Source organism: Streptomyces solicavernae (assembly GCF_029968095.1).
GTDB lineage: Bacteria > Actinomycetota > Actinomycetes > Streptomycetales > Streptomycetaceae > Streptomyces > Streptomyces solicavernae.
The window spans coordinates 291,510-307,832 of the sequence record NZ_JASCIR010000001.1 but is presented as its reverse complement, the minus strand read 5'-3'; the positions used below and the strand labels follow the sequence as shown (position 1 = coordinate 307,832).

Sequence of the window (16,323 nt, the reverse complement as noted above, 5' to 3'; positions counted from 1 at the left end):
GCCGGGGTGTGCCTCCCCGGCCGCCTCTGTACGCATGGGTGGGCGGCGTCAGCCCTTGCCAACCCGCGCGCGGAACCCTGAACGGCCCCCGCCCGGCGTCGGTTTGTCGAGCGCCGCCGCGTCCCGCCGGAACGCCCACTCCATCTTCGGCTCCATCGCGAACCGGAACACGCGCTGTACGGGCGCCGTGCACAGCACGGTGACGATCGTCCCGGCGATGACCGTGAGCGCGATCGCGCCGAGCGGCGTGTGCATCCAGTCGGCCTCGTACCAGTCCCAGAAGCGGGAGCCCTTGGCGAGGAAGCCATGCAGCAGGTAGCCGTAGAGCGTGCCCGCGCCGAGGGCCGTGAACCAGAAGTGGCGCCGGGGCACCCAGGCGAAGAAGCAGGCCACCAGGACCAGCGAGCAGACGAACATGCCGAGCGTCATCGGCACGCCGACCCAGCCCGGCACGCCGAGCTCCTGGGCGCTGTCGCGGCGGTAGAACCAGGCGGCGTTCATGCGCGGCGCGGCCCAGTACGCGAAGACCAGCGCGCAGGCCACCACCGGCACCGCGAGGATGCGCACCTCGCGGCGGCGCACCAGCTGGAAGTGCTCCGGCTTCAGGCACAGGCCGAGCACGAAGAACGGCAGGAACTGCAGGACGCGCTGGAGGTCGAGGTCGTCGCCGATGTCTGGGGAGACGGAGGCGAGGACGGCGATCGCCAGGGAGAGGGGGAGCGGCCAGCGGACCAGCTTCCAGAGCGGGGTCGTCAGCCGCCACACGAACAGCGCGACCAGGAACCACACGAGGTACCACGGGTCGAGCAGGCTGATCGGGTAGGTGGGGTCGTCGTCGGCCCAGCGCTTGAAGAAGGTGTAGGCGACCTCGAACACCACATACGGCACCGCGATCCCGGTGACGAGTCGCTTCAGGCGGTTCGGGCTCGCGTCGAAGCTGCGCGAGAAGTAGCCGGAGATGATGATGAACGCCGGCATGTGGAACGTGTAAACGGCGATGTAGAGCGCGGCGGCCGCGCGGCTGTCGGCGCGCAGCGGCTCCCAGGCGTGGCCCATCGCGACCAGGACGATCGCGAGATATTTGGCGTTGTCGAAGAACGCGTCGCGCTGTTTGCCGGGTTTACCGGGTTTACCGGGTTTGGGTGTGGTGGTCGCGGCTGCCGCAGTGGCCGCAGTGGCCGCAGTGGCCGCAGTGGCCGCAGTGGCCGCGGTTGCCGTCGAGCCGGAGGCGTGATCCTGTCCACCCGCCCGTGCCTCGGCTCTCCCGGGTGCGCTCCCGGGCGCTCCCCCGGGCGCCCTCCCTCCCGACGGGGCGGCCGGCGTCCCGGCCTGTTCGGCCGTGGGTACGGCTCTCGCCGCGGGCAGCGGTGCCCGCTGGTACCCGTCGGTTCGCAGAATGTCGCTCACAGGCCCTCCCGGAGGGAACCCGGACCGACGATTCCGCCTCTTACAGGGCTTGGGGGTGGAACGTCAGCGCCAAACATCCCCAGCACCCTAGTCATCGGACTCGGCGTGCGTACAACCCTGTTGGGTGTGGGGTTGACCACGGAGGGTCGAATTCCGCCACGAGCCCGGCCGAAGGGTGCCGGTCGGGCCGTCCTGTTAGGTCCTACGCGACTGTGGAAGCGGGTTCCGCGTCGCGTCGGTGGCGATGTGTGCCCCGGTCGCGGCCACCGGCGGCGCCATCGGCCCCAGCGAGCGGCGCAAGGTCGCCCAACTCATCGCCGCCGACGACGTGTTGGCGAACTTCCCGGAGGACGGCCTGCGGCGCCGCTTCGAGGTCGACTGTGACACGGGGCGGCGCGCCAGCCGCAGGCAGGGCCGTCAGCTTTCCGGCTCGTCGGCAGCGCCGCCCGCGTCGCCCGTGCCGCCCGCTTCATCCGTTTCGCCTGCCCTGTCCATGGCATCCGTTTCATCTGCATCATCCGTATCATCCGCTCCATGCATTTCGTCCCCTCCGGCCAGGAGTGCGCGGATCAACTGCTCGTCGTCCGGGCCCAGTGTCGTGACGAAGCTCGTGAGGACGGCCTCGCGGTCCGCCTCGCCGTCGAGGACCTTCCGCATCCGCAGCGCGGCGAGGCCCGCCTCGTCCGCGGCGGGCTCCCACACGAACGACCGGCCCTCCCGGCGCCGGGTCACGGTGCCCTTGGCGAGCAGCCGGGTGAGGATCGTCATGACGGTGGTGTACGCGAGGCCTGCGCCGAGCCGCTCCTGCACCCATCCGGCGTTGACCGGCCTGTCCGCGGCGCGCAGGGCCGCGAGCACCTGGCCCTCCAACTCGCCCTGCCCACGCCTGCGCCGCGACCCGGACCCGCCGTGCGGCACCCGCACCATGGCCTCTCCTCTCTGCGGGAAGGCCTCATCGTACTGACGGGGCCCGGGGCGCAACCCCCTCCGGCGGCGTGGTGCCCGAGTCCGTCGCGAGGCCGGGCCGTCACGATCTCCGCGGGGGGGACCGGCAGGTCGGCGCCGAACCTGAAGACGGCTTCAGGCGGCTTCAGGAGGGCTTCAGCTTCGGTGCGCGACATTGGTGCCCGTCACGAAGCAACGACACGGGAGGAACCTCATGAAGCGCAACCTCGTCATCGCCACTGTGGCGGCCGCGGCCCTCATCGGCGGCGGTTCCGCGTTCGCCTTCGCCGGCAGCGACGACGCCGCCCCGGTCCGGTCCGACAGCCGCACGCAGCAGGCCGGTTCCCAGGTCACGCTCCAGGCCGACGACGCGCGTGAGGCGCAGGGCGACCGGGACGCCAACGGTGACGACGACCGGGACGACGTCCGCCCCGCCGGTGCGAAGCTCACCGCGGCCCAGGCCGTCGAGGCGGCGCTCAAGCACCAGTCCGGCACCGCGGTCTCCGCTGAGCTCGACGACGACTCCGATGACTCCGGCGACTCAGATGACTCCGACGACCAGGACGACCAGGACGACCAGGACGACAAGGACGACAAGGACGACAAGGCGGAGCGCCTCGCCTGGGAGGTCGACGTCCTCGGCCAGGGCGACGCCTGGCACACCGTCCACATCGACGCCGCCACCGGCAAGGTCCTCGGCACGGAGACCGAGGACGAGCGCGACGACGCCGGCGAGGCCCGTACCGCCCTGAAGGACGCGACCACGGACCTCGCCAAGGCCGCGCAGGCCGCCTCGGCGAAGGGCTTCGTCACGTCGATCGACCTGGACGACGACGACCGCTCCGGCCACGTCTCCGAAGGCTGGGAGATCGAGACCGCAGACTCAGCGGGCTCCGCCGCCCAGGACCGCGACTGGAACGTCGACGTCCGCACCGGCAAGCTCACCGCCGACCACGACGACCGCCACGACCACGACGACTGAGTCGCGCACGGACGTTGTGCGGGGAGTCGCGCAGGGAGTCGCGCAGGGAGTCGTGCGAGGAGTTGTGCGAGGAGTTGTGCGGAACAAAGAGGAAGAGTTCCGTGAGCATGACCGCACATCCGGCACATGGCTCACTCGACTGGGCCTATAGTCGGTCGCATGGCCCAGAAGGTAATTACGACATACGTGGACGACCTGACCGGCGAAGAGTCGGAGCAAATCGCCACGCACAGCATTCTCGTCGACGGTGCGGGTGTGGAAATCGACCTCACCGACGAGAACTACGAGAAGCTGCTCGAACTGCTCAACCCCTATCTGCACGCCGACGGCGCGCGCCGGATCCGCGGCGGCTCCAAGCCGAAGGGGAAGCGCAAGCCGGCCGCCGGAAAGTCCGACGACTCGTCGGCGATCAGGGCCTGGGCGAGGGAGAACGGATACGAGGTGAGTGAGCGCGGCCGCGTCCCCGCCGCGGTCCGCGAAGCCTTCGAATCCGCGCACTGAACCAGCGATTTCAAGGAGTGCCGCCATCCCCCGGCGGCACTCCTTTTGCATGCCAGGCCCCGCAGGAAACCCTGCCCCCGCGGGAAACCCGGCCTCCGCGGAGAATCCGCCGAGTCGGCCAACTCGGCCAACTCGGCCAACTCGGTCAAACGGCCAACTCCCGTGCGGCCGGGGCTATTCGATAATTCAGTCGAGTTCGATCCGTGTACGGCTCCGCGCCGCATCCCGGGCCTTCGCCTCGGCGGCGGCCCGTACGACGGATTCGTACTCCTCATGCGGAAGCATCATCGTCAGTCCGAACAGGACGGCCCAGACGACGTCGGATTCCGGCAGCGTGCCGGGAATGTCGGTGCGGTAGAGCTCGCGGCCGAGATGAGCGGTGGGCAGTTCGCGGGGCTCGGGCGACGCGGCGTGCTGGTCGAGGGCGCGGGTCGCGCAGTCGAGGAACGTTCCGTACCGGGTCTCGCCCAGGAGCTCTTCCAGGTGGCGCAGTTGTGCGTGCGCCGCGCGGATCCGCAGGGGCCAGATGCGGCCGGGGCCGAAGCGCTCTTCGAGCGCGGTCGTGAGCGTGATCTGCTGGAAGAGCGTGTCGAGAAGGTCGTTGCTCATGATCCGCATGTTCCGGCCCATGATCGTGAACGCGGCGAGGCGCACCGCGACGGGCGCCCGACGACACCCGATTGACATGACGCACCGCACATACGTACCGCACACACGTACCGCACACGCCCACGCCCACGCCCACGCCCACCGCACACGACCCACGACCCACGCCACACACCTGCCCCCGCTGCGGGGCGCGACGCGGCTCAGGCGGGCAGCGCGGCCTCGACGGCGGCCGTCAACTCCTGGGCGTCCGGCTCCGTCTGGGGCGAGAAGCGGGCCACGACCCGGCCCTGCGGGTCGACGAGGAACTTCTCGAAGTTCCAGCGGATGTCCCCGCTGTGTCCCTCCGCGTCGGCCGTGCCTACCAGTTCCGCGTAGAGCGCGTGCCGGCCGGGGCCGTTGACGTCCGTCTTCTGCGTCAGCGGGAACGTCACTCCGTACGTCGCCGAGCAGAACGTGGCGATCTCGTCGGCGGTGCCCGGCTCCTGCCCCATGAACTGGTTGCAGGGCACGCCGAGCACGGTGAAACCGCGCGGCCCGTACTGCTCCTGGAGCTTCTCCAGGCCCGCGTACTGCGGTGTGAGACCGCACTTGGAGGCGACGTTGACGACCAGGACGGCCTTGCCGCGGTACTGGGCGAGGTTCGCGGGGTCGCCCTGCAGGGCGTCGATCTCCACGTCGTGGATGGACATGCTGCTCCTTGTGTCCTTTGGCGGAACGGTGGTTGTGATGGTGGGCCGTCATCTGGGCCGTGGTGTGGGCCGTACGTGGTGTGGGTCGTCGTGTGGGGCGTGGGTGGGCCCGTGAGTGGGCTGTGAGCGTGGGTGTACCCGTCGATTGTGCCTCGGGCCCCGGCGGTCCGGACGGCCGCCGCCGGTCTGAGAGCTCCCCGGCGGCGGCCGCGGGGCGTCGGGCGCGCGGTGCTCCCCTCCGCGGCGCCCGGCGCGGGCCGTCCTCACCGGCGGTGGGGTGCGCGGGAGTTCACCCCGTGCGGAACGTGCCGGGAGGACGGGCCGGAGTCGTGGCCGATGTCGGCATGGTCACGGCTCCGGCGGCCGGGCCCTGTCTGCGCGGGCGGGCGGTACCCGCGTCTTCACGGGATCGTAGGGCCGTGGGCGCGGCCCTGCCCAGCACCCCGGCGTACTGCCTGGCCGGGCGGCGTGGGCCCGACGGGAGCGGCGCACGCGGCGAGTTGACCGAACTTGGTTCCGAGGGGTAGGCCGCTCGACGCGCTTGTTATACGGTCTGTCTAACAAGGGGGTGGCACGTTCCGGTCACCCGCGTACAAAGGGTGCGAAAGCGCGGAAGACAGCAGCACCAGGCAGGGGCGCACCGACGCACCGACCCGCTCGACGTGAGGAGCCGCAGCATGGCTGGCAGCATCATCGGGGCACCGACACAGACTGAGGCACCGGCGCAGACCGGGGCGCCGACACAGACTGAGGCACCGTCGCAGGAGTCACCATCACAGGGGCCCGCGTCGCCCGACACCGACGTCGCGCAGCGCCTCCTCGACTCCTCGGCGACGCTGTCGTACGACCCGGTCGCCGAGGTCGACTGGGAGACACCGCTCGACAAGGACTTCCACGGCGCGAGCCCGGAGTGGAGCAGCCTCTACGGCACCGCTTACTGGCGGGAGTTGACCGAGGAGCTGCGCAAGGAGCTGACCCGGCAGGAGGCCGCGTCGGTGGCCAGCGCCGGCATCTGGTTCGAGATGATCCTGCAGCAGATGATGCTGCGCGACATCTACGCCAAGGACCCGACGGACGCGCGCTTCCAGTGGGCCCTGACCGAGATCGCCGACGAGTGCCGGCACTCCATCATGTTCGCCCGCGGCGCCAAGAAGCTCGGCGCGCCCGCGTACCGGCCGAAGCGGATCGTCGTCGAACTGGGCCGCGTGTTCAAGACGCTCGCCTTCGGCGAGGCCGCGTACGCCGCGATCCTCGTCGCCGAGGAGGTCCTGGACGTGATGCAGCGCGACTGGATGCGCGACGAGCGCGTGGTGCCGTTCGTGCGCACCATCAACAACATCCATGTCGTCGAGGAATCCCGGCACATGAAGTTCGCCCGCGACGAGACGCGGCGGCGTCTCGCCAAGGCCGGGCCCGTACGCCGCCAGATCAACGCCCTCGTGATCTCCATCGCCGCGTATCTCATCGTCAGCAGCATGGTGAACGCCGAGGTGTACGAGCACGCCGGGCTCGACCGCAAGCGGGCGCTCAAGGAGGCCAGGGCGAACGAGCACCACAAGTCGATGATGCGCGCCAGCTGTTCGGGCCTGATGGAGTTCCTGGCCTCGTCCCGCCTGCTGACCAGGCCGGCCCTCGCGTTCTACAAGCGAGCCAACCTCGTCTGAGTACGCAGGACCGCAGGACCGCAGGACCGCAGGACCGCAGGACCGCAGGACTGAAGGACCGCAGAACGGCAGGACCGAAAGGCTGAAGGGCCGAACGACCGCAGGACCGATCCCGGACGACCCGTACCACCGAGCTGACCGATACGGATTCGAGCGACCAGATGACCTACGCCATCACCCAGACTTGCTGCAGCGACGCCACCTGCGTCGCCGTGTGCCCGGTCAACTGCATTCACCCCACCCCGGAAGAGCGGGCCTTCGGCAGCACCGAGATGCTGCACATCGACCCGAAGGCCTGCATCGACTGCGGCGCCTGCGCCGACGCCTGCCCGGTGGACGCGATCTTCCCGGTGGACGGCCTCGCCCCGTCGCAGCGGCAGTACGCGGAGATCAACGCCGCGTACTACGCCGCGCACCACGAGGACCGCGCGCCCGGCGAGCCCGAACCGGCCGTCGCGGGCCCCAACTTCCACGCCTGGGGCGAGCCGGTCTTCGAGCGCAGCCTGCCGTCCGACTTCGGGCCGATCCGCGTAGCCGTCGTCGGCACCGGCCCGGCCGGGATGTACGCGGCCGAGGACCTGCTCCTGCACACCAACGCCGAGGTCACGCTGGTCGACCGGCTGCCCGTCGCGGGCGGGCTCGTGCGCTACGGGGTGGCGCCGGACCACCCCCGCACCAAGAAGGTCGCCGAGACCTTCGCACGGTTCCACGACCACCCGCGGGTCCGCATGGCGCTCGGCATCGAGGTGGGCCGCGAGGTCACCGCCGAGGAGATCGCCGCCCACCACGACGCCGTGATCTACGCGGTGGGCGCCTCCGCCGACCGTCAACTCGGCATCCCCGGAGAGGAGTTGACGGGCAGCATCGCCGCGGCCACGTTCGTCTCCTGGTACAACGGCCACCCCGACCTGGCGCCGGACGCCGTCGACCTGTCGGCCGAGCGCGTGGTCGTCGTCGGCAACGGCAACGTCGCCCTGGACGTCGCCCGGATCCTTGTCGCCGACCCGGACGAGCTGGCCCGTACCGACATCGCCGACCACGCCCTGGCCGCCCTGCGCGCGAGCAAGGTCCGCGAGGTGGTGCTCCTCGGGCGGCGCGGCCCCGAGGACGCCGCGTACACCAGGTCCGAGCTGCTCGCCCTCAAGCATCTGCCCGGCGTGGAACTCGTCGTCGACGACGAGGATCCCCGTACCGGCGAGGCCGTCGCGGCGGCGGGACCGCAGGACAAGGCGGCCCTGCTCGCCGACGTCGCCCGCCGCACCACGGACTGGACCGTCGCGCCCGCCGCCGGCCGCCGCATCGTCCTGCGGTTCCACTCGGTGCCGGTCGCGGCGACGGGCGGGGGTGCCGTGTCCGGCGTACGCGTGACAGGATCCGCCCCCGAAGGCCAACAGGCCGACGGGGAGCGGGAGATCGCCGCCGGGCTGCTGCTGCGCGCCATCGGGTACCGCGGCGTCGCCGTTGCCGGGCTGCCCTTCGACGCGGCCACCGGCACCGTCCCGCACCAGCGCGGGCGGGTGCGGGACCGGCCGGGTACGTACGTCGTGGGGTGGATCAAGCGCGGCCCGTCCGGCGGTATCGGCGCCAACCGCACCTGCGCCGCCGAGACCGTCGGCACGCTGCTCGCCGACGCCGTGGCCGGTGCGCTGCCCGCGCCGACCGGCACCGCGCGGGCGTTCCAGCGCCTCGCCCGCAGCCGCAACCGCCGCCTCGTGGACGCCCGCGGGCAGGCGGCGATCGACCGCGCGGAGATCGCCCGCGGCCGCCGCGACGGCCGCCCCCGCGCCAAGCTGACCACGGTCGCGGAGCTGGTCTCGGCGGCCCGGAGCAGCCGCTGGACGCTGACGCGCTGAGGTGGTGGGCCGATGGGCCGATGGGCCGATGGGCCGATGGGCCGCTGGGCCGATGGGCCGTTGTCGGGGGCGTCGGGGGTGGGGGAGTGGGAATCCCGTTGCCCCCGGCCCGGGCGCGGGGCTAGAGTCGCGCACGTGACTGCCGGGTCGGCCATGTGCCACGTACGAGTTGGGTTCCCGGCCTCGGCTTGAGCGCGAGGCGGGCCAGAGCCCCGCCCCTGTTCTCCGCGTCTCCCGTTTCCTGTCCTACGTACGGAATCCAGACCCGGAGGAACCTCACCATGTCGACCCACCCCACGCGGCCCACCGCAGGGACCGAACTCCCCACCACCATCGCCCAGTTGAATCACACGGCCGTCTTCGCCACGGACCGGCGGCTCTCGGCCGACTTCCTCGCCGCGATCCTCGGCCTGGAGGTCGGCGCGCCGTTCGGGCCGTTCCTGCCCGTCGACCTGGGCAACGGCGTCACGCTCGACTACTACGAGAAGACCGACGAGCCCGTCCAGTCCCAGCACTACGCCTTCCTCGTGCCGGACACGCAGTTCGACGGCATGATCGCCCGCCTCGAAGCCGTCGGCGTCACGTACTACGCCGACCCGGGCCACACCGAACCGGGCCGGATCAACCGGCTGTTCGGCGGCCGCGGCGCGTACTTCGACGACCCCGACGGCCACAACATGGAGATCATGACGCGGCCTTACGTGCGGCCCTGAGCGAGTAGGGCGCGACGCTCGCAGATTCCGGGCACCGTCCGGCGCAACTCACCGCGGTCGGCCTCAGGCAGGAGAGCAATCAGGGACCGGGCAGCACCGCACACCCGTAACCGTCGTCGGACTGGGCTCGCACCGGCACGATCCCGGCCACGACCTTCCGCACCGCGGCCGCCTCCGGCGGCGTGCCGTGCCGGTCGGCGTGGAGCAGGTGCCCCGTCCCGACCAGCATCGGGGCGAGCATGTCCACATCGGCGTCGGCCGGCACCCGGCCGAGGTCGCGCTCGGCGGCAAGGTACGAGGCGAACATCGCCGTCGCCTCGGTGAGGAGCGGAACACCTGTGGGCGTGGTCCGGCGCAGCCGCGCCCGCAGCCCGTCGCGCGACGTGACGAGGCCGACCATCGCCACCGCCACCGAGCCGAACAGCTCCGTCAGCTCCTCGGCGACGTTGCCGGCTACCGTGCCCGTCCCGGCCGCCCCGAGCAGCGCCTCGGCCCGCCCCTCCAGGCGCCGGATACGGTCGCGGACGAGCTCCGCGAGGAACGCGTCGAAGTCCTCGAAGTGCCGGTGCAGCACCCCCTTCGCGCAGTCCGCCTCCGTGGTGACGGCCCTGCTGGTCAGCGCGTTCGGCCCGTCCCGCAGCAGCACCCGCTCGGCCGCGTCGAAAAGCTGCTCGCGTACGTCGCGGATCGCGATCCCCGTCGGCACCGTATGGACCTCTCTCCCTGCTCGGCCTTGGTGAGTGGGCATGCGCCCACTACAGTGGGCGCATGCCCACTCTATCTCCGGGGCCTCCTGGCCGCCCCGCGCCCGATGCCCGCCGGCTCCGGCAGACCGCCCGCTCCTTCGGTACGGACGCGGCCCGCTACGACCGCAGCCGCCCCCGCTACCCCCAGCCCCTTGTCGACCGCCTCGCCGCGCCGACTCCGACTCCGACTCCGACCTCGACTTCGACTCCGACGCCGACCTCGACTCCGACAGGGACCGCCTCCGGGTCGGGCGGCCCGCTGGTGCTCGACGTCGGGTGCGGCACGGGCATCGTCGCCCGTCAGTTCAGGGACGTCGGCTGCCGCGTGGTCGGCGTCGAGGTGGACCCGCGCATGGCCGGCCTGGCGCGCGGCGCGGGCGTGGACGTCGAGGTGGCCGACTTCGAGTCCTGGGACCCGGCGGGCCGCCGCTTCGACGCCGTCGTCTCCGGGCAGACCTGGCACTGGCTGGACGCCGCCGCTGCCGCGACCGTCGCGGCCCGCGCGCTGCTTCCGGGCGGCCGCCTCGCCGTGTTCTGGAACGTCCCGGAGCTGCCGCCCGAGGTGACCCGCGCCCTGGCCGCCGCCTGCCTGCGCGTGGCACCCGACTCCCCGTTCCGCCTCGGCGACCCCACGTCCCGCGCGGCCGACGGCTACCAGCTCCTCCTCGACGCCGCCGCCGACGGCATCCGCGCCACCGGCGACTTCGACGCCCCCGAGCGGTGGCGCCACGACTGGCAGCACACCTACACCCGCGACGCCTGGCTGGACCAGCTCCCCACCCACGGCGCCCTGACCCGCCTCGCACCCGAGCAGGTCCAACAGATCCTCACCGAGGTCGGCGCCGCGATCGACGCGCTGGGCGGGAGGTTCACGGCCGCCTACGCGACACTCACGGTGACAGCAACGCGCCGCGCCCGGCGGGGCATCGGGGGCTAGGCAGTCGCCTTCGGACCCGGCCTGATCCGAAGGAAACGGCCTAAAGCTGCCGCAGGTGATCCTGCAAGGTCCGCGCGACCTGCGCCATCAGCGCCTCCGTCCCCGGCTGCGCCTGCGCCTGCGCCGGGACGCGGGACTCGGTGAGCACGGCGACCGCGAAGGCCTGGCCGTCGGCGTGTTCGACGACGCCGATCGCGTGCCGCAGATTGAGCAGCGTGGCCGTCTTCGACGACCACGTCGTCCGGAGCCCGCACGCCCCGCCCCCGAGCCCGTACGCCCCACGCGCAACGTCTCCAAATACACGCGCCGCACCTGCTGGGCGTGGAGCAGGTCGATCCGCTCCGCCGGGGTCGAGGGTGACACCGTGCCCGCGCGCCGCGAACGTATTGGACCGCAGGACGGTACGCCCGCGAAGGTGACTGCGGCCCCGACCAGGAGGTACCCACCATGCGGCACATCCGTCCCTGTCGTATCCGTCCCTGTCGTATCCGTCCCCAGCGCATCCGTCCCCAGCGCATCCGCCCCCAGCGCATCGGCCCCCGGTACATCGCACGCTGCGCGGGCGTCGCACTCGCCACGCTCGCCCTCGTCCCGCTCGCGGCGTGCGGCTCACCTCAGAGGCAGCCGGCCGCCGCGCCGTCCCGGACATCGACCGAGGCCGTCCGGCAACAGGACGCCACCGCAAGGAAGTTCAAGCAGCTGGAGCGGAAGTTCGGGGCCCGCCTCGGCGTCTACGCGATCGACACCGGCAACGGCCGGGAGGTCACGTACCACGACCGCGAACGTTTCTCGTACGCCTCCACCTTCAAGGCCCTCGCTGCGGGCGCCGTGCTGCGCGAACACGACGACCGGGGCATGGAACGCCTGGTCCGCTACGACAAGAGCGACCTGGTCGACGCGTCCCCGGTCACCGAGAAGCACGTCGACACCGGCCTGACCCTGCGCGAACTCTGCGAAGCGGCCGTCCGGTACAGCGACAACACCGCGGCCAACCTGCTCCTCGAAGATCTCGGCGGCCCCAAGGCGCTCGACGGCCTCCTCGCGGAGCTCGGCGACGACGTGACCCGCATGGAGCGCGACGAACCGGGCCTCAGCGTCTGGGACCCCGACAGCGACCGCGACACCACCACCCCGCGCGCCTTCGCCGAGGACCTGCGCGCCTACGTACTCGGCGACACCCTCGGCAAGCGCGACCGCGCCCAGCTGACGAAGTGGCTGCGCACCAACGTGACCGGGGCGGAGCTCGTCCGGGCCGGGCTGCCGGAGGACTGGGTGGTCGGCGACAAGAGCGGGATGGGCAGCAACTACGGCATCCGCAACGACATCGCGGTGGTGTGGCGCCCGGACGCGGCCCCGCTCGTCCTCGCGGTCCTCACCAACCACGCCGAGGAGAACGCCGAGCACGACGACGCCCTGGTCGCGGAGGCGGCCGCGGTGGTGGCGGACGAGTTCCCCTAGCCGCGGCCCCGGCCCCTGCGCGCTCGGCCGTGCGGCCTCAGTCGCAGGGCAGTACCGCGCGCACCGTCTTTCCGCCGCCCTCGCTGTCCCGTACGACGGAGAGGCGGCGCGACAGGGCCTGCACCAGCGCGATGCCGCGGCCGCTCTCCGCGGTCGGGGAGTACGGCGCGAGGCGCGGGCGGCCGGGACCGCCGTCGTGGACCTCGACGACCAGCCGGTCCCGGCCGTCCAGGGAGAGCCGCAGGCGGCAGGAGCCCTGGCCGTACCGCGTCGCGTTCGTGACGAGCTCCGAGACGACGAGGAGCGCGCTGCCGTGATCGGCACGACAGGGCCCGGCGGGCCCGCGGCCGCTGAGGAACAGCCGGGTCAGCTGCCGTGCCCTGCGGGCGGAACAGGACTGTCTGGGCAGGTGGTACTCGGCGCGTGCGGTGCGGCGGCTGCGCGCTGGGGCACGCATGACGGTCACTCCCTCTCCGTGGGCGGCCGGAGCACGGAACGGACCACCGAGTGGCCCGCGCCGTGACGGCGGCGACGGCCGGACGGTCTCCGTCTCTCCTTCCCTCATCGCCCCGCCCCGAACCGGTGCCTCGCCGAACCCGCACATCCTCCCGGCAGGCCCTGCACCCCTCCCGATGCCCGATGCCCGATGCCCGATGCCAGACGACCGATGACCGCTGACCGATGCCCGGTGGCGCGGCGGGACGGTGTGGATGTGGAGGAGGCGTGGAAGGGATGCACGCATGGCTGGAGTACCACGGCGTTCCGTCCTCGCGGCGATCGGCGGCACCGCCGCCCTGGGCGCGGCCGCCGGTGCGGCGCTCGGCCCGGGCACCGCGCGGGCCGCGCAGGGCACCCTCGCGCCGAACCTCGCGCCGAATCCCGCGGCGGAACTCGCCGGGCGCCGCGCGGTGAGCGGGACCCGCCGCGTGGTGAGCGGGACCCGGCGCGCGGGGACGGCCCGGCGCGACGACGACCGGATCGCTGCACTCCTCGCGCGCATGACGACCGAGGAGAAGCTGGGTCAACTCCAGCAGCTGTCCTGGGCGTTCGCCACCGGGCCGGGCAACCCGGACAACAAGAAGGTGGCGGCGGCCGCGCGCGCGGGGCGGCTCGGCTCGGTCCTCAACATGTTCGGCGCCAAGGACAGCAACCGGCTGCAGCGCATCGCCGTCGAGGAGTCCCGGCTCGGCATCCCGCTCGTCTTCGGCCTTGACGTCATCCACGGCTGCTTGACCACCTTCCCGATCCCGCTCGCGCAGGCCGCGAGCTTCGACCCGGCGGTGTCCGGGCGGGACGCCGAGGTCTCGGCGCAGGAGGCCCGCTCCAACGGTGTGCACTGGACGTTCTCGCCGATGATGGACGTGACGCACGAGCCGCGCTGGGGCCGCATCGCCGAGAGCTGCGGCGAAGACCCGTACCTCACCGCACAGTTCGCCGCCGCCAAGGTCCGCGGCTACCAGGGCGAGGACGCGGGCGGCCTCGCCTCCGCGGACCGGCTCGCCGCCTGCGCCAAGCACTTCGCCGCGTACGGGGGCGCCGAGGGCGGCCGGGACTACAACACCGTCGACGTGTCCGAGTCCCGCCTGCGCAACCTCTATCTTCCGCCGTTCCAGGCCGCGTTGGACGCCGGTGCGGTCACGGTGATGGCCGCGTTCAACACCGTGAGCGGCGTCCCCGCGCACGGCAACGCCCACACCCTCACCGAGATCCTGAAGGAACAGTGGGAGTTCGACGGGGTGGTGGTCAGCGACTGGAACGGCGTGCACGAGCTGGTCGCGCACGGCTTCGCCGCGGACGCCGCCGACGCCGCGCAGCTCGCCCTGAACGCCGGCCTCGACATGGAGATGGTCAGCAGCACGCTCGCCGACCACGGCATTCAGCTCCTCAAGGAGGGCCGGATCCCGGAGGAACGCCTCGACGACGCGGTGACCCGCATCCTCCGCCTCAAGTCGGACCTCGGCCTGTTCGACCAGCCGTACGTGACGGAGTCCCAGGCCGTCGCCGCCCCCAGCAGGCGGAGCCGCGCGGCCGCACGGGCGGCGGCCGCGCGCTCGATGGTGCTGCTGAAGAACGACGAGAACACGCTGCCGCTGGACAAGGCCGCGGCGGGCATCGCCGTCGTCGGCCCCTTCGCCGACTCGGCCGACCTGCTCGGCACCTGGACCTTCCCCCGCGCCCAGGAGAAGTTCCGCTCCGGCAAGGTGCTCGACGCGGTCCGTGCGGCGGCGGGCGGCGCCGAGGTGACGTACGCGCGCGGGGTGGATCCGGACGGCGAGGACACCTCGGGCATCGATGAGGCCGTCGCGGCGGCGGAGGCGGCCGAGGTGACGATCGTCGTCGTCGGCGAGCCGCCCTCGATCAGCGGCGAGGCCGCCGTGCGCAGCGACATCGGGCTGCCCGGCGCCCAGGAGAGGCTGATCGCCGCCGTCGCGGACACCGGCAAGCCGTTCGTCGTCGTCCTCGTCAACGGGCGCCCACTGACGGTCGGCGGCTGGCTGGACCGGGCGCCCGCCGTCCTGGAGGCCTGGCACCCCGGCATCGAGGCGGGCCACGCGATCGCCGACGTGCTGTTCGGCGCGGTCAACCCCGGCGGCAAGCTGCCCGTGTCGTTCCCGCGCAGCGTGGGCCAGATCCCCGTCCACTACAACCACGAGAGCACCGGACGCCCGTACGCGGCGGACAACAAGTACACCTCCAAGTACCTCGATCTGCCGCCCGGCCCGCAGTTCCCCTTCGGGCACGGGCTGAGCTACACCGCCTTCGCGGTGGGCGAGCCGCGCCTGAGCACGACGGTGATCGCTGCGGACGCGCTGCGCGGGGGCGACACCGTCGAGGTCGCGGTGGACGTGCGCAACACCGGCAAGCGCGCCGGGGACGAGGTCGTGCAGCTGTACGTCCACGACCTCGCGGCGAGCATCGCCCAGCCCGTGCGCCGGCTGCGGGGGTTCCGCCGGGTCACCCTGGAACCGGGCAAGAGCCGGACCGTCCGCTTCCGGCTCGGCGCGCAGGACCTGGGCTTCTGGACCAACGCCCCCGACGGCGAACTCCGCCTCGAACCGGGCCCCGTGGACGTGTACGCGGGCAACAGCTCGACGACGAGGACGAAGTCGACACTGACGATCGGCTAGGGATCCTGTCCGAAGGGCCGGCCCGGACGCGCCTCGGCCCCAGGACACCGCGGCGGCCGCCCCCGTACGCATCAGACACATGCCGAACTCCCCCCGTGACGAACCGTATTGACCCCGTGGTGAACCGTATTGATCCCGTGACGCCCAGTATCACCGCCGCCACTGACAACGGCCGCTGGGAAAAATCTTCGGCCGGGCTGTCACATCCCCTGCCGCCGCCGGGTCAGGGAAGTGACAACGCACCGGGCGGCCCTCGGCCTCGCCGGTGTCCGGCTGATGAGGAGATCGAAAGATGTCTGTCGCACATGTGGTCGTCACCGTGATCGCCGCCCTGATGGCGGGCTTCTCCGGCTTCGCCCTGCTCACCCGCGCCGACTGGGTCGTGCAGGCCCTGACCGAGTACGGCGTGCCGCGCTCCTGGTGGAACCCGCTGGGCGCGGCGAAGGCGGCCGGGGCCGTGGGGCTCCTCGCCGGCCTGTTCGTGCCGGTCGTGGGCGTGCTCGCCGGGGTCTGCCTGGTCCTGTACTTCACCGGGGCCGTGGTGACCGTGCTCAGGGCCCGCGCGTACGCGCACGTGCCGTTCCCGCTGGTGTACGCGGCGCCGGTGGTCGCGGCCCTCGCGCTCGGCGCCGCCGCCTGAGCCGTACGGGCACGCCGGGGTGTGGCGCCAGTCCTGGGCGCGCTGACACAC

The 16,323-nt window shown here is 72.3% G+C and carries 15 protein-coding genes and 2 pseudogenes; 10 read left to right on the top strand and 7 right to left on the bottom strand.

What is annotated here, in order from left to right; all coding sequences use genetic code 11:
* Positions 1–48: 48 nt before the first annotated feature.
* Positions 49–1,407 (bottom strand): acyltransferase family protein, encoded by a 1,359-nt coding sequence (locus tag QIS99_RS01425; protein ID WP_282509495.1) that lies wholly within the window; start codon positions 1,405–1,407, stop codon positions 49–51.
* Positions 1,408–1,615: 208 nt separating this feature from the next.
* Between QIS99_RS01425 and QIS99_RS01420 the strand changes: the two are divergent.
* Positions 1,616–1,780 (top strand): annotated as a pseudogene (locus QIS99_RS01420) (TerB family tellurite resistance protein); the annotation flags it as partial.
* 44 nt (positions 1,781–1,824) lie between these two features.
* Here QIS99_RS01420 and QIS99_RS01415 read toward each other — a convergent pair.
* Positions 1,825–2,334: a BlaI/MecI/CopY family transcriptional regulator gene (locus QIS99_RS01415; RefSeq protein WP_282509494.1), complete on the bottom strand. Its 510-nt coding sequence runs from the start codon at positions 2,332–2,334 to the stop codon at positions 1,825–1,827.
* Between the two features lie 232 nt (positions 2,335–2,566).
* Here QIS99_RS01415 and QIS99_RS01410 point away from each other — a divergent pair, with 232 nt between their 5' ends.
* Positions 2,567–3,334 (top strand): PepSY domain-containing protein, encoded by a 768-nt coding sequence (locus tag QIS99_RS01410; RefSeq protein ID WP_282509493.1) that lies wholly within the window; start codon positions 2,567–2,569, stop codon positions 3,332–3,334.
* Positions 3,335–3,493: 159 nt separating this feature from the next.
* Entirely contained in the window at positions 3,494–3,835 is a 342-nt protein-coding gene (locus QIS99_RS01405) for a histone-like nucleoid-structuring protein Lsr2 (protein ID WP_282509492.1), read from the top strand.
* A gap of 186 nt (positions 3,836–4,021) precedes the next feature.
* Here the strand turns inward: QIS99_RS01405 and QIS99_RS01400 are convergent, their stop codons facing one another.
* Positions 4,022–4,444, bottom strand: coding sequence for a hypothetical protein (locus QIS99_RS01400; RefSeq protein ID WP_282509491.1), 423 nt, complete (start codon positions 4,442–4,444; stop codon positions 4,022–4,024).
* A gap of 200 nt (positions 4,445–4,644) precedes the next feature.
* Complete coding sequence (locus QIS99_RS01395) at positions 4,645–5,133, bottom strand: glutathione peroxidase (RefSeq protein WP_282509490.1); 489 nt, start codon at positions 5,131–5,133, stop codon at positions 4,645–4,647.
* Between the two features lie 677 nt (positions 5,134–5,810).
* Between QIS99_RS01395 and QIS99_RS01390 the strand changes: the two genes are divergently transcribed.
* The 3 genes from QIS99_RS01390 (at position 5,811) to QIS99_RS01380 (ending at position 9,363) form a co-directional block, all read left to right on the top strand.
* Entirely contained in the window at positions 5,811–6,797 is a 987-nt protein-coding gene (locus QIS99_RS01390) for an AurF N-oxygenase family protein (protein ID WP_282509489.1), read from the top strand.
* 161 nt (positions 6,798–6,958) lie between these two features.
* Positions 6,959–8,650, top strand: coding sequence for an FAD-dependent oxidoreductase (locus QIS99_RS01385; RefSeq protein WP_282509488.1), 1,692 nt, complete (start codon positions 6,959–6,961; stop codon positions 8,648–8,650).
* Positions 8,651–8,931: 281 nt separating this feature from the next.
* On the top strand, positions 8,932–9,363 hold the full coding sequence (locus QIS99_RS01380; RefSeq protein WP_282509487.1) for a VOC family protein: 432 nt from the start codon (positions 8,932–8,934) through the stop codon (positions 9,361–9,363).
* 79 nt (positions 9,364–9,442) lie between these two features.
* Here QIS99_RS01380 and QIS99_RS01375 read toward each other — a convergent pair whose 3' ends face one another.
* The gene (locus QIS99_RS01375) at positions 9,443–10,069 is read right to left on the bottom strand and encodes a TetR/AcrR family transcriptional regulator (RefSeq protein WP_282509486.1); all 627 of its coding nucleotides are present in this window, start codon (positions 10,067–10,069) and stop codon (positions 9,443–9,445) included.
* A gap of 62 nt (positions 10,070–10,131) precedes the next feature.
* On the opposite strand from QIS99_RS01375, the gene QIS99_RS01370 reads away from it, so the two are divergent.
* Positions 10,132–11,046 carry a class I SAM-dependent methyltransferase gene (locus QIS99_RS01370; protein WP_282509485.1) on the top strand — a complete coding sequence of 305 codons (915 nt, stop codon included), beginning with the start codon at positions 10,132–10,134 and terminating at the stop codon, positions 11,044–11,046.
* 40 nt (positions 11,047–11,086) lie between these two features.
* Here the strand turns inward: QIS99_RS01370 and QIS99_RS01365 are convergent.
* Positions 11,087–11,281: pseudogene (locus QIS99_RS01365) on the bottom strand (serine hydrolase); the annotation flags it as partial.
* Positions 11,282–11,493: 212 nt separating this feature from the next.
* On the opposite strand from QIS99_RS01365, the gene bla reads away from it, so the two are divergent.
* Positions 11,494–12,504, top strand: coding sequence for a class A beta-lactamase (gene bla, locus QIS99_RS01360; RefSeq protein WP_282509484.1), 1,011 nt, complete (start codon positions 11,494–11,496; stop codon positions 12,502–12,504).
* 37 nt (positions 12,505–12,541) lie between these two features.
* Here bla and QIS99_RS01355 read toward each other — a convergent pair whose 3' ends face one another.
* Positions 12,542–12,961: an ATP-binding protein gene (locus tag QIS99_RS01355; RefSeq protein WP_282509483.1), complete on the bottom strand. Its 420-nt coding sequence runs from the start codon at positions 12,959–12,961 to the stop codon at positions 12,542–12,544.
* A gap of 283 nt (positions 12,962–13,244) precedes the next feature.
* Between QIS99_RS01355 and QIS99_RS01350 the strand changes: the two genes are divergently transcribed.
* Both QIS99_RS01350 and QIS99_RS01345 read left to right on the top strand, forming a co-directional pair.
* Positions 13,245–15,632: a glycoside hydrolase family 3 N-terminal domain-containing protein gene (locus QIS99_RS01350; protein ID WP_282509481.1), complete on the top strand. Its 2,388-nt coding sequence runs from the start codon at positions 13,245–13,247 to the stop codon at positions 15,630–15,632.
* A 292-nt stretch (positions 15,633–15,924) separates the two neighbouring features.
* Positions 15,925–16,272: a DoxX family protein gene (locus QIS99_RS01345; protein ID WP_282509479.1), complete on the top strand. Its 348-nt coding sequence runs from the start codon at positions 15,925–15,927 to the stop codon at positions 16,270–16,272.
* Positions 16,273–16,323: the final 51 nt, after the last annotated feature.